This window comes from Gemella haemolysans, from assembly GCF_001553035.1.
Classification (GTDB): domain Bacteria; phylum Bacillota; class Bacilli; order Staphylococcales; family Gemellaceae; genus Gemella; species Gemella haemolysans_B.
In genome coordinates this window covers 1-12891 of the sequence record NZ_KQ959933.1, presented here as the reverse complement: position 1 = coordinate 12891, position 12891 = coordinate 1, and the positions used below count along the sequence as shown (strand labels likewise).

Here is a 12891-nt window from a genome sequence, read left to right as displayed (position 1 = left end):
TTTCTAAATCAACCGAATTTGACAAAGAACCTAAAAAACAAGGTTGAAAATTTCAACCTTGTTTTTCTTATATTTTTAAGCGATTTTATACGCTCCCTTTTTGTTCCCATTACAAAATATACTTTTTAAAATATTGATTATACCAACGTCTATAAGACCTATTCCATGAATCCTTTTAGTTTATTCAACTTCGATGGGTGCTTTAATTTTCTGATAGCTTTCGCTTCGATTTGACGAATACGTTCACGAGTTACCCCAAACGCACTACCCACTTCTTCTAGGGTATGAGTCTTACCATCTTTTAGACCAAAACGCAATTTCAGAACATTTTCTTCACGATCAGTAAGTGTTTCTAGTATCTCTTCTAGTTGTTCTTTTAGAAGTTCGTTTGCAGCGTGCTCTACTGGAGATTGAGCTTCTTTATCTTCGATAAAGTCTCCTAAATGTGAATCATCCTCTTCACCAATTGGTGTTTCTAATGAAACTGGCTCTTGAGCTATTTTTAGGATCTCACGAACTTTTTCTGGAGTCATATTCATTTTCTTAGCGATTTCTTCAGGTTTTGGTTCACGCCCCAAATCTTGAAGTAATTGTCTTTGAATACGAATTAGACGGTTAATAGTTTCAACCATATGAACTGGGATACGGATAGTTCTAGCTTGGTCTGCGATAGCTCGAGTGATTGCTTGACGAATCCACCAAGTAGCATATGTTGAGAATTTGAATCCTTTTGAGTAATCGAATTTTTCTACGGCTTTGATTAATCCCATATTACCTTCTTGGATTAAGTCTAAGAATAACATTCCACGCCCTACATAACGTTTTGCAATACTTACTACAAGACGTAAGTTAGCTTCAGCTAAATCTTTTTTAGCTTGTTCTTTTTCTTCCTCTGTTCCTGTTTCAATAAGTTTAGAAAGTTCTAGTTCTTTCTCTTTTGATAATAGCGGCACCTTCCCGATTTCTTTTAAGTACATTCTTACAGGGTCATTAGTTCTGATTCCTGCTGGAACTGATAAATCTTCAAGATCAAGTTCTTCTTCCTCTTCTTCTTCATGATTAGCATTAATCAGGATAATATCCTCATTATTTAACTCTTCATAGAAATCATCCATTGCATCTGAAGAAATATCTAATTTTGATAATGATTCAACTATTTCTTCTTGAGTTAACTCCCCTTGTTTTTTCCCTTTTTCTAACAATTCGTTTTTAATCGTTTCAAAATCTTTTGCTTTCTTAACCATGTTCTTCTCCTTCTACTTCTTATAATTTTTAACTTGTAACAACAGTTCTTTTTGAGCTTCAATATCCATTTCTTGAATAGCGATTCTTAGTCTATCTTTAATTTCTTTTAATGTCACTTGTTTATTTGAGAAATATCGTATATAATCGCCAACAACATCTGACATTGGATTTTCCTCAATTAGAAAATCTGTTTCATCTATATATGTTGCAACCCTTACTACTTCTTCATCCTCAATACTGTGTATAAATTTATGAATATGGAATTCCAAATTATTATTATAATAAATTACCAAATAATCCATCAGATTCACAAAAACTTCTTGAGGAAATTGACACTTCTCTAAATCATTATATTTTTCAACAAATAACGCCCTATCGACAAAAAAGTATTTAAATAATCTACACATCTTTTTATCATAATTAGTCGTTCTAAACAACAACTCTGGATTGGCTGGAGCTATCCATTCTTCTGCCGCTCTTTTTCTTTTCACATTCACTTTACCTAATTCTTTAAGAAGAACTTGTCGCTCGATTCCGAACTCCTCTGCCAAATTAGTAAGTAACATGTATTTTAGTGATTCATCTTCTACATAAGCAATATTAACAAGTAGTTCATTTTTATATTTAATACGTTGTTCAATATTAGTTTTTGAATCATTTTTACAATATTCAATTTTATAATTAATAAAGTGCTCTTTATTATTTCTTAAATAATTTTCAACATCAAAATCAGGATTTCTAGAATTTTTTTCAGTTAAAAATTCATCCAAATCTTTAGCACCAGAAAATTTTAACTTATAAATATTATCCGTTGTCTCAATAATTCTATTTCCAATTTCTATTTGTGCTTTTGAACCCGCTTCATCATTATCTAAACTCAATGTAATTTTCTTTACAAGTGATAAAATTTCTTTTAATTTATTATTATCTATGTTTGTTCCCATTAATGCTACGGCATTTTTCACGCCATTTTGATGGGCTTTAATAACATCCATATACCCTTCGCATAATATCACTTCATTTTCTTTGGCTATAAATGAGCGTGCGTCTGAAAAATTATATAAAACTTTTCTTTTTTCAAAAATTTTCGTTTCATGCGTATTGTAGTATTTCGGAACACTCCTATCCGTAGACATAGTTCTACCAGAAAACGCTACAACTTGATTCTGATTATTTTTAATAGGAAACATTATTCTATCTTTAAAGACATCATAGTAATTTTCATTATCATTTTTTCCTAATAGTCCCGCTTCAACCATTAAATCTAAATTGATTTTGTTCGAATTAAAAAAGTTTAAAGCAATATTGTTTTCACGGGGCGCATATCCAATATTGAAATGCTTAATAACATCTACACTCAGTCCCCTATCTAATAAATAATTAAGCGCATCTTCTGCTTCTTTTGTATTAAGGAGGATATAATTAAAATAATCTGCTAAAAGCCTGTGTCCATAGTACATTATATCAAGTTCATTATTTAAATCGTAACTCTCTTCTTTATTATTATTTGACTCTATATCCAGTCCTAACCTTGTCCCTAGCTTTACGATTGCTTGATTATATGTAATGTTTTCTATTAGCGATACAAATTGAAATATATTTCCACCTTTACCGCATCCAAAACAATGGGCTATTTTTTTTTCAGGTGAGACCGTAAAAGATGGTGTTTTCTCATTATGAAATGGACATAAACCTAAGTAATTTTGTCCACGTTTTTCTAATTTTACGTATTCACTAACGAGACTAACTATATCAATATTATCAAAAATATAGTCGATATCCTGTTTAGATATTTTTGCCACCTTGTGCTCCTCCTTTTTTTGCTGACCATTAAAAAATAATGAAAAGATTATTTCCCAACACTAATTATAACATAAACTAAATTATTTTAATATAGTATAATTAAAAATTTGTAGAACTACACCAAATATACATAGTACTATTCTGTAATATTTTAATATTTTCACCTCTTATCAATTCTATAAATTCCAACTTAATAGTGGGACTGATTCGACAAAATCGATTTACGAAATCACGATTTTTGAGTCACGCCCAACCAGTCTCATCTCCCTAATCGAACTACAAATAAAATAATTGTATCTAAACAATAAATTTATATAATTATTATAGTGTTGCTTAAAAATCTCAAAATTCACAAAAAATTATGTGAAAACTCATTGACAAAGTATCGTATCATATCTAAATTCACTATATAAAAATCTTTTAGATATCGAGTAAACTTCGTTGAAAACTCCAATAAAATCGATTTCTCCGAAATTACGATTTTTAAATCACTCTCTATTATTTTATTCCTTACTATTACTACCTTACTATAAAATTATAAGCTTATAGCATTTTATTATATTTTAGGTTATAATAGGGATATCATTTCAAAAAGGAGTATTAAAGTGAAAGTAATTATAGTCGGTGGTGGTAAAGTCGGTGAACTTCTTTGCGCTGATTTTTCTAACACATTTGATGAAGTGACAATTATCGACACAAATGAGCGACGTGTTGAAAAGCTCGTTGAAACATATGATATTAAAGGATTGGTTGGTAATGGTGCGAATTCTGACATATTATTAGAAGCTGATGCAGCTAACGCCGATATGTTTATATCTGTTACTACTAGTGATGAAATAAATATGATTTCGTGCATAGCAGCTAAACAGATTGGAGCAAAATATACAATTGCGAGAATACGTAACCCAGAATATTCTAAAACAAAAGAGTTTATAAAACAATCTCTAGGAATAGACCTAATGGTCAATCCAGAATACGAAGCAGCAAAACAAATTTTCTATATGCTGAAATATCCAACAGCAATAAAAGTAGAAAGTTTTTCTAACAATAAATTCAATATCTTAGAAGTAATAATTAATGAGAACAGTATACTTAATGGAGTATCTCTAATAGAAAGTAAAAAATACATCGATTTTCCATCACTAGTTTGTTTAGTTGAGAGAAAAGGAGATGTCTTTGTACCTCGCGGTAATTATATTTTTGAAGTTGGAGATAAAGTTCATATCACTGCTTCTAACAAAAATCTTAAAAACTTCTATAAGTTATTAGGAAATAAAGAAAATCTTGAGAAAAAGGTAACATCTTCTTTAATTATAGGTGCAGGGAAAATCGCTCACTACTTAGTTGAGTTTTTACAAAAAGTATCATTCTATACTAAAGTTATTGAAATTGATAAAGAAAAAGCCATATCCCTAAGTGAAACCTTCCCAGAAATTGATGTTATCTGGGCTGACGGTAGTGATAGAGACACATTAATTGAAGAAGGTATCCAAACATTTGATAGTTGTATTTCTCTTACAGGTCTTGATGAAGAGAATATTATAATTAATCTATATGCACATAAGCTTGGTATTAAGAAAACTGTTGCTAAAGTGAATCGTGCATCTCTTAAACAAATAGCTGAAGATATTGGGCAATATTCATACATCACACCAAAAGAAATTGTTGGAAATATAATAAAAAAATATACAAAATCTCTGCAATGTAGTCGAGCTTCTGATATAGAAAGTTACTATCGTATAGCTAGCAATAAAGCTGAAGTTATAGAGTTTAAAATAACAAGTGACAATGCTAAAGTCATAGGAACTAAGCTTAAAGATCTAGCTATAAATGACAACATGCTTATCGCATTTATCATTCGTAATAATAAACAAATCTTCCCGAATGGTGAAGACGAAATTAAAGTAAATGATAATGTTGTGGTTGTAAGTTATGGAAATAAACTTGAACATATCGATGATATTCTTGCAAGGAGGTAGCCTATGAATTTTAAAATGGTTTTTAACGTCGTTGGGAAAATGCTAATGCTCTTAGCGGCACTATTAATTCTTCCTACAATCGTATCATTAATTTATGACGAACAACTTCGTATTACAATTTCTTTTTTTAGTACAGTAATTGTATGCTTTCTATTATCAGTAATAATGCATTATTTAACAAAAGATGTAACTGAACGTGATTTCTACAAGAGAGAAGGATATGTAATAGTAACTTTAACATGGGTTATCTTTTCTCTATTAGGGGCACTTCCATTCTATTTATCTGGAGAAATACCACACTATATTGATAGTTTATTTGAGACAGTTAGTGGCTTTACGACTACAGGCTCAACTATATTACAGGATATTGAATCTTTATCCAAAAGTCTATTATTCTGGCGTAGTTTTACACATTTTATAGGAGGTATGGGGGTTATTGTCTTCGCGCTTGCAATTCTTCCACGATCTCCACACACCATCCATATAGCTAAGGCAGAAGTTCCTGGTCCATATTTTGGTAAAGTGGTATCATCTATGAAACAAACAGCAATATATCTTTATGGTATTTATATTGCATTAACAATCATATTATTCTTCCTACTATTGCTAGGTGGAATCGGAGTTTTCGATAGTATTAATCTAGCATTTTCTACAGCGGGAACTGGCGGTTTTGCTGTAAGAAACACGGGTATCGCATATTATAATAGTACTTATATTACAGTTGTTATTGCTATTTTTATGCTAATATTCTCTATGAATCTTAGTTTAATATATTTTGTAGTCTTTAAAAGATACTTTAAAGTACTAAAAAGTGAAGAATTACGTTGGTTTTTCGGAATGATATCTATTCTATCTATAATAATGTTTTTAGATATTTATCGTTCATACGATACACCTAACCATAGTTTACTAGATGTATTCTTCACCGTTTCTTCAGTTGTTTCGACTACAGGATTCACCTACAACGATTTTAATATTTGGCCTGTATTTTCTAAAATGATTATACTTATTCTTATGATAGTCGGTGGTTGTACTGGTGGTACTGCAGGAGGAATTAAGATTCCACGTCTAATTTTCTTCGTTAAAAATGCTAAACAAAGTATAAGTAAAGCTCTAAATCCAAGAAAAATTGCTATGTTCAAGATAGATGGAAAAGTAGTAAAAGATACTGCACCATTATCTAATTACCTGCTATTATTTGGCTTTGTGTATGTTATTATTTTGTTCTTAATAACATTCCAAATAAATGACTTTGAAGATGCAATTTCTTTAACCGTCACATCAATTAGTAATGCTGGGCCTGCGTTTAATCACTTTGGTCCTATGAGTAACTTTTCACAGATTCCATATTTTACAAAAATAGTTCTATCTATTTCAATGTTACTAGGGCGTTTAGAATTAATGCCATTAATAGTATTCTTCTCTGCAAATACATGGAAAAAACGTAGAAAAAGATCAAGAGAAAATTAAAGAATTACTAATAACTTCATTGAATAATATACTGGTTGGAATGACTCAAAAATCATAATTTTTGAGTCATCAACATTTTTATCAATCAATACAAAAAGACGAGATCTACTTATAAATCTCGTCTTTTATCATGGAAACTATTTCTTGAATTTCCTCATTAATTCTTTCGTCTAGTTCTTCTTTAGTAATTAATTCATCATTATGCGCTTCTGTATAACCGAGTATCACTCCCAAAGAGTTCTTTACATTATGCAACATAATTTTTTTCTTCTGTTCATTTTTATCCAATTCTGAACTTCTTTTATAAATCATAAATATATTTAAAAATACAAAAAATGTCAAAGGCAGGAAAAATATTTTAATATGTATTGCGGCAATAAGAAATACTACTATTAATAGATTTACAGTTATGAAACTAATCATATTTTTCATGATATAAACTATAAACCTCTTTTTTATTTATGCCATGTTCTTTAGCAGTATTTTTAATAGCTTCTGATTTTTTTTCACCACTTTGGACTTTTTGAGAGATTATCTCTACAATATCATTAAGATTAAAGTCTGTTATTTCTTCATCCTTTGATGGAGAAATAATAACAACAAATTCCCCTTTTTCCTTAATTTCTCCACCTAACATATCTAATATCACGCTAGCTTCATATGTTTCAATTTGTTCAAACATCTTCGTAAGTTCTCTCGCTACTGCAATTTTTCTCGTTGGTGCAATTTTAGCGATCTCTTCCACTAAGTTTTTTACCCTGTGTGGACTTTCATATAAAATACCAGTTGTCTTTGAGTTTAAAATAATTTCTAACTTTTGCTTAAGTTCCTTACTTTTTCTCGGTAAAAATCCATAAAAAGTATAATTGTAAGATTCTATACCGCTAGCAACCAGTGCAGTAAGTCCCGCATTAGCACCTGGTAAAGCTACAACATCTAGTCCTGCAGTTTTTACCTTCTCTACAAGTACATACCCTGGATCTGAAATACATGGCATTCCTGCATCAGTTACCAATGCTATATCTAATCCTTCTTCTAAATATTCTATTATCTTATCACTCATTTTATCTTCATTATGCTCATGATAACTAAGTAGTTTTTTACCCTTCACTTCATAATGATTCAATAACTTCTGAGTATTTCTCGTATCTTCACAAGCTATTATATCCGCTTCTTTTAGCACTCTTAGTGCTCTTAATGTAATATCTTCCAAATTACCTATTGGTGTTCCCACTAAATATAACATAGTTATTTTTCCTTTATTTTAATATTAAATTCTTTTATTTTTTGCCTTTTTTCTGTATTCAAATTAAGTAAAATATACTCTTCTTTGCTACTACGAGTTCGTTTTTTGAATAGACTTTCTGCACTCGTAGCTTCACTTTTCGTCTCAAACTCTTCAAAATAAATAAGTTTTACAGGTACTCTCGCCCTCGTATATTTTGCACCTTTTTTGGCATTATGAGTTTTTATCCTTCTAACAATATCTGTTGTATATCCAGTATACCAAGTTTTGTCACAACACTCAACTACATATATAAAACTACTCATAAATACCATACACTTTCTTCATCTCATCTGTATAACTACCATCTTCATTGTAAATATAGAATGGTTGTTCAACTTTAATATCGCTAACCTTAGAAATACTCCCCTCAACAAGTACTATTTTACTATTCTCACTTGAAGGCTTACTATATACAAACCTTATTCTCTTAATTGCTAGTCCATTTTTCTCACATTCAGAGATAATATCACTTATTCTATAAGTTCTATGAACCAATGCAAATTTCCCGTTTTGTTTAACTAAATATCTAATCGCCTGGATTACATCACTAAGATTACATAGTAATTCATGACGTGAAATATTGTGATTAAACTTTTCTCGTTGATTCGGCATATTCTCAACGGGAAAATACGGTGGATTACAAATTACATAGTCGAATGTTGATGGTTTATAATAGTCTTTTACATTTTTTATATCACCACTTCGTCCTGCTACATTAGTAATTTCATTTAACTCTATACTTTTTTTACTCAGTTCAACTAAGTCTTCTTGAATTTCTAACATTTCTATTTTGGCATCTGACTTTTCTCTAAGAATTATTGAGATACCACCATTCCCACTGCAAAGTTCTATAATATTTTTCTTAAAACTTTTTGGAACATTAGCAAAGTATGGTAATAAAAAAGAGTCCGTTGACATACTATAATGATCAACTTTTTGTAATATCTTATAATTTTTCGAAACTGTATCAACTCTTAAATTATCTTCCATACTAACCTCTTGTTAAAAATTCTAAATTATTGTTATCTAATAAAATAGTAAAGGCGAATTTTTCCAGCACCAATGTTGCATTAACATTTCCATTTAAATCTGCTTGTGCTTGAAGTATTTTTTCCTGTACCTTACTAATATTAACAACATCACTTACGATTTCATCACTATAGCTCCTAGAAACTTCCATATTTAAATATTTGAAAAACTCTACTACTTCATCTTTAGATTTTAATTTTTCCAACAGATAAATATTAGCAAGATGAGGTTTTCTCATATATCTTTTTACATATTCTCTAACAATATTTATTAACTCTTCATTCTGTTCAATCTCAATATTTTCACTTTGTCCAATTAATTTAATCTGTTGACAACGTGAAATAATCGTCGGTAATACAGCGCTAATATTTTTACAACTAAGAATAGCTATAATGTCATCTTCTGGTTCTTCTAAAAATTTAAGTAAACTGTTTGCTGCTTGCTCTGTCATTTTTTCGATATCTTTTATCCAGTATATTTTCTTACCGTAAAATGATTTAACGCTCAAATCAGATTTTAAAGTTTGAATTTCTTCTTTTTTTATTGAAGTTTCACTTGATAATTTATAAAAATCAACATAATTCCCATGATTTATACTATTGCAGTTTTTACAATTTTCACAACTATAAAATTCTTTATCTTTATTTTCTAAACAAAAAATTGCTTTAACAAAACTCAAAATAAACTCATCACAATATAAACTATCCTCGCCTACTACTAAATAGGCATGGGATAGTTTATTTGTTTTTAATGTATTTGTTAAAGATTTTATTACAATTGTATCTTTACTAAAGTTCATTGTTTAAAAATCCTTCCAATATAGAAAGTGCTTGTTTTTGCACATTCTCATATGTATCACTCGCATCAATTACCTTAATACGTTCGGTATTTTCTTTTGAAAGATCATCATAACCGCGTTTGACATTTTTATAAAAATCTAGACTTTCTTGATCCATTCGGTTATTATCATCTCTGTTTTTTGTACGAGCTAGCCCAACTTCAACATCTACACAGAAATATAATGTCAAATCTGGTTCAAGATTATCAGTTGCATATGCATTTATATCTAAAATATCTTGTTTAGAAAGCCCTCGACCATAAGATTGGTAAGCAATCGAACTATCCACAAAACGATCACAAATTACAATATATCCATCATTTACATGTGGTAATATTTTTTTTACAATATGATCACGTCGACTAGCACAAAACAGTAAACTTTCAGTTTTAGCATCAATATCATTTGAACTATCAAAAAGTAGTTCTCTAACTTTCTCACTAAACTCTGTCCCACCAGGTTCACGTGTTGTTATTACTTTATATCCCTCTTCTTTCAAATACTCTGTAGCAAAGTTGATAAAGCTCGTTTTACCTGAACCGTCTGAACCTTCTACTGTTATGAATTTTCCTTTCATTTAAATAACCTTTCTTCTATATAATTACTTATTCATAAATTGAGAAATTCTTTCAACAGCTTCTTTTATATTTTCCATGCTTGTTGCATAACTAATTCTAAAGAAGTCATTATAAGCTTTCCCAAATGCTGTCCCAGGAATAACCCCAACACGAGCCTCTTTCGCTAATAATTTACAAAATTCCATCGCTCCAAGTTCTCTATATTCCGCTGGAATTTTTGCAAAGATATAAAATGCTCCATCAATTTCAGGGATTTCAAAACCTAATTCACGAAGTCTTGGCACCATATAATCTTTTCTTTCTCTATAAGTTTCAATCATATGATTATTATAATTATCCACATTTTCATCAGTTAAAGCTACTACAGCAGCATCTTGAATAAATGTTGGAGCTCCAGATACTGTAAACAGATGGAAAACCCCGATTTTTCTAATCATCGCTTGAGGAGCTGCGACAAATCCAATACGCCATCCAGTCATAGCATGAGATTTTGATAATCCACTGATTAGAACTGTTTGTTCTGGAATAAACTCAGCTAGTGATGTGTGTTTATAGTTATATGTAATATCTCCATAAATTTCATCACTAAGTACAAAAATATCATATTTTCCTAATACATCAGCAATCTCTTTAACTTCTTCTCTAGTATAAGAAACACCACTTGGGTTGTTTGGATAGTTGATTAAAATTGCTTTTGCATCTTTATTCCCTTCTAGAGCTTTTTCTAAATCACTTGGATGAACTTTAAAGCCATTATCAGCTGTGTCAATGAATTTAATATTACATTTATTTAAAATACCTACTCCCTCATAAGCTGAGAAGTACGGTGTTACTACTAAAATAGTATCCCCTTGGTTTGTAATAGCTGAAATAGTATGTTCTATCGCCGCAGAAGCACCAATAGTTACGATAACTTCATCTGAACTATATTTTAAATTATATCTTTTCTCTAAGTTTTTAGCCCACGCTGCTCTTAATGGCTCAATACCATTGTTCACTGAATAGTGTGTTCTATTATTATCTAAAGCAACTTTCGCAGCTTCTTTAACCTCTTCAGCAGTATCAAAGTCAGGCTCTCCTAATGTTAACTTGATAATTCCTTCAATCGTTGAAGCAAATGCATCAAATTCTCTAATTGGAGATCCTGTAAGATTTGCTAAAGACGTGTTAAATTTGTTTTCTAATGATTTTTTAATATCCATATATATATCTACCTTCCTTTAAAATTAGGTACATTGTTAATATAACATTTCTAATATTGTAACATATTTTCAACAAAAATTAAATTAGTATCTTAAAATATCAAAGTGAAAAATTAACAATGAATACATAATATTTTATAGTATTTTCATTAAATTTTCAAGATGAAATATCGGATATTTTTTATAAAAATTCAGAAAATTTAAAGAAAAGTATTGAAAAATGATTTGATTAGTATTATAATATTTCTAACACATTTAAAAATTAATTGTTTTAAAAGATAAGGAGAAATATAATTATGACAAAACTAACAGTAAATGATATCAGAGTAGAACTTACAACTACTCCAAAAGAAAAAACACCCGACGATAAACTAGGATTTGGTACAGTCTTTACAGACCATATGTTCGTTATGGATTGGTCTTCTGATAAAGGGTGGTATGATCCACGTATCGTACCTTACGGACCTATTCCAGTTTCACCTGCTCTAAACGTATTACACTATGGACAAAGTGTTTTCGAAGGTATGAAAGCATATAATGCTAATGGAGAAGCAGTTTTATTCCGTCCAGAACAAAACTTCAAACGTCTAAATAAATCTTCAGATCGTATTGCCTTACCAGAGCTAGATGAAGAATTTGCATTAGCTGCTCTTAAAAAATTAATCTCTATCGATAAAGAATGGATTCCTAAATCAGAAGGTACTTCTTTATACGTTAGACCATTCCTATACGGTGCTGAAGAAGCTCTAGGAGTACATCCGAATAACGAAGTTAAATTCGTAATTATCTTATCACCATCAGGAAGCTACTTCAAAGCAGGATTACAACCAAACAAAATCTTCGTAGAACACGAATATGTACGTGCTGTTCGTGGTGGATTCGGATTCGCTAAAACTGCAGGTAACTACGCTGGATCACTAAAAGGTCAAAAGAAAGCACAAGAACTTGGTTACTCTCAATCACTATGGCTAGATGGAGTTGAACAAAAATACATCGAAGAAGGTGGAGCTATGAATATCTTCTTCAAAATTGATGGAACATTCGTTACTCCAGAATTAAATGGTTCTATCCTTCCAGGTATCACTCGTGCTTCAGTATTAGAATTACTTAAATCACTAGGTGAAAAAGTGGAAGAAAGAAAGCTATCTCTTGAAGAAGTTTATGAAGCTTACGATAATGGAAAACTTGAAGAAGTATTCCTATGCGGTACTGCAGCCGTAATCGCTCCAGTTGGAGAATTATTCGATGGTACTAAAAAATTAGAACTTATCACTGATAACAAACCTGGAGAATGGACTCAAAAAATCTACAACCTACTAACTGGTATCCAATTAGGCAAAGTTGAAGATAAATTTGGTTGGGTTGTAAAAGTAGAAGATTAATATTAATAAAAGATTCCAAGTTTAATAATTTGGAATCTTTTTTATATGGCTCATCAAAAAATCGGACTGATAGAAAA

12 protein-coding genes are annotated in these 12891 nt (G+C 30.4%); 3 read left to right on the top strand and 9 right to left on the bottom strand.

The features are described 5' to 3' along the window. Window positions 1-158: 158 nt before the first annotated feature. Both rpoD and dnaG read right to left on the bottom strand, forming a co-directional pair. Window positions 159-1244 (bottom strand): RNA polymerase sigma factor RpoD, encoded by a 1086-nt coding sequence (gene rpoD, locus HMPREF3186_RS02395; protein ID WP_060913773.1) that lies wholly within the window; start codon window positions 1242-1244, stop codon window positions 159-161. 12 nt (window positions 1245-1256) lie between these two features. Then, on the bottom strand, window positions 1257-3047 hold the full coding sequence (gene dnaG, locus HMPREF3186_RS02390) for a DNA primase (protein ID WP_060913772.1): 1791 nt from the start codon (window positions 3045-3047) through the stop codon (window positions 1257-1259). Between the two features lie 606 nt (window positions 3048-3653). Between dnaG and trkA the strand changes: the two genes are divergently transcribed. Then, window positions 3654-5027, top strand: a complete 1374-nt coding sequence (gene trkA, locus HMPREF3186_RS02385) for a Trk system potassium transporter TrkA (protein WP_060913771.1) — start codon at window positions 3654-3656, stop codon at window positions 5025-5027. Between the two features lie 3 nt (window positions 5028-5030). Continuing rightward, window positions 5031-6497: a TrkH family potassium uptake protein gene (locus HMPREF3186_RS02380; RefSeq protein ID WP_060913770.1), complete on the top strand. Its 1467-nt coding sequence runs from the start codon at window positions 5031-5033 to the stop codon at window positions 6495-6497. Window positions 6498-6602: 105 nt separating this feature from the next. On the opposite strand, the gene HMPREF3186_RS09345 is transcribed toward HMPREF3186_RS02380, so the two are convergent. The 7 genes from HMPREF3186_RS09345 to HMPREF3186_RS02345 all read right to left on the bottom strand — a co-directional run bounded on the left by HMPREF3186_RS09345 (window position 6603) and on the right by HMPREF3186_RS02345 (window position 11432). Next, a complete protein-coding gene (locus tag HMPREF3186_RS09345; RefSeq protein WP_231724144.1) occupies window positions 6603-6755 on the bottom strand; it encodes a hypothetical protein in 153 nt (50 codons plus the stop codon). Between the two features lie 157 nt (window positions 6756-6912). Next, the gene (rsmI, locus tag HMPREF3186_RS02370) at window positions 6913-7749 is read right to left on the bottom strand and encodes a 16S rRNA (cytidine(1402)-2'-O)-methyltransferase (RefSeq protein ID WP_231724145.1); all 837 of its coding nucleotides are present in this window, start codon (window positions 7747-7749) and stop codon (window positions 6913-6915) included. Continuing rightward, window positions 7746-8057: a GIY-YIG nuclease family protein gene (locus HMPREF3186_RS02365; RefSeq protein ID WP_060913767.1), complete on the bottom strand. Its 312-nt coding sequence runs from the start codon at window positions 8055-8057 to the stop codon at window positions 7746-7748. Before HMPREF3186_RS02365 ends, rsmI begins: the two co-directional genes overlap by 4 nt. Continuing rightward, complete coding sequence (locus HMPREF3186_RS02360) at window positions 8041-8775, bottom strand: tRNA1(Val) (adenine(37)-N6)-methyltransferase (RefSeq protein WP_060913766.1); 735 nt, start codon at window positions 8773-8775, stop codon at window positions 8041-8043. The genes HMPREF3186_RS02365 and HMPREF3186_RS02360 overlap by 17 nt, the downstream gene beginning before the upstream one ends. Window position 8776: 1 nt before the next feature. Beyond that, a complete protein-coding gene (locus HMPREF3186_RS02355) occupies window positions 8777-9613 on the bottom strand; it encodes a DNA polymerase III subunit delta' (protein ID WP_060913765.1) in 837 nt (278 codons plus the stop codon). After that, window positions 9603-10229, bottom strand: coding sequence for a dTMP kinase (gene tmk / locus HMPREF3186_RS02350; protein ID WP_060913764.1), 627 nt, complete (start codon window positions 10227-10229; stop codon window positions 9603-9605). Before tmk ends, HMPREF3186_RS02355 begins: the two co-directional genes overlap by 11 nt. A gap of 24 nt (window positions 10230-10253) precedes the next feature. Further along, complete coding sequence (locus tag HMPREF3186_RS02345) at window positions 10254-11432, bottom strand: aminotransferase class I/II-fold pyridoxal phosphate-dependent enzyme (protein WP_060913763.1); 1179 nt, start codon at window positions 11430-11432, stop codon at window positions 10254-10256. 296 nt (window positions 11433-11728) lie between these two features. Between HMPREF3186_RS02345 and HMPREF3186_RS02340 the strand changes: the two genes are divergently transcribed. Further along, a complete protein-coding gene (locus HMPREF3186_RS02340; RefSeq protein ID WP_003144795.1) occupies window positions 11729-12814 on the top strand; it encodes a branched-chain amino acid aminotransferase in 1086 nt (361 codons plus the stop codon). Window positions 12815-12891: the final 77 nt, after the last annotated feature.

What these genes read in the sequence shown, in the direction of transcription:
- rpoD (WP_060913773.1), bottom strand. Translation starts at nt 1,244, where the DNA reads ATGGTTAAGAAAGCAAAAGATTTTGAAACGATTAAAAACGAATTGTTA.
- HMPREF3186_RS02380 (WP_060913770.1), top strand. Translation starts at nt 5,031, where the DNA reads ATGAATTTTAAAATGGTTTTTAACGTCGTTGGGAAAATGCTAATGCTC.
- HMPREF3186_RS09345 (WP_231724144.1), bottom strand. Translation starts at nt 6,755, where the DNA reads ATGTTGCATAATGTAAAGAACTCTTTGGGAGTGATACTCGGTTATACA.
- HMPREF3186_RS02365 (WP_060913767.1), bottom strand. Translation starts at nt 8,057, where the DNA reads ATGGTATTTATGAGTAGTTTTATATATGTAGTTGAGTGTTGTGACAAA.
- HMPREF3186_RS02360 (WP_060913766.1), bottom strand. Translation starts at nt 8,775, where the DNA reads ATGGAAGATAATTTAAGAGTTGATACAGTTTCGAAAAATTATAAGATA.
- HMPREF3186_RS02355 (WP_060913765.1), bottom strand. Translation starts at nt 9,613, where the DNA reads ATGAACTTTAGTAAAGATACAATTGTAATAAAATCTTTAACAAATACA.
- tmk (WP_060913764.1), bottom strand. Translation starts at nt 10,229, where the DNA reads ATGAAAGGAAAATTCATAACAGTAGAAGGTTCAGACGGTTCAGGTAAA.
- HMPREF3186_RS02345 (WP_060913763.1), bottom strand. Translation starts at nt 11,432, where the DNA reads ATGGATATTAAAAAATCATTAGAAAACAAATTTAACACGTCTTTAGCA.
- HMPREF3186_RS02340 (WP_003144795.1), top strand. Translation starts at nt 11,729, where the DNA reads ATGACAAAACTAACAGTAAATGATATCAGAGTAGAACTTACAACTACT.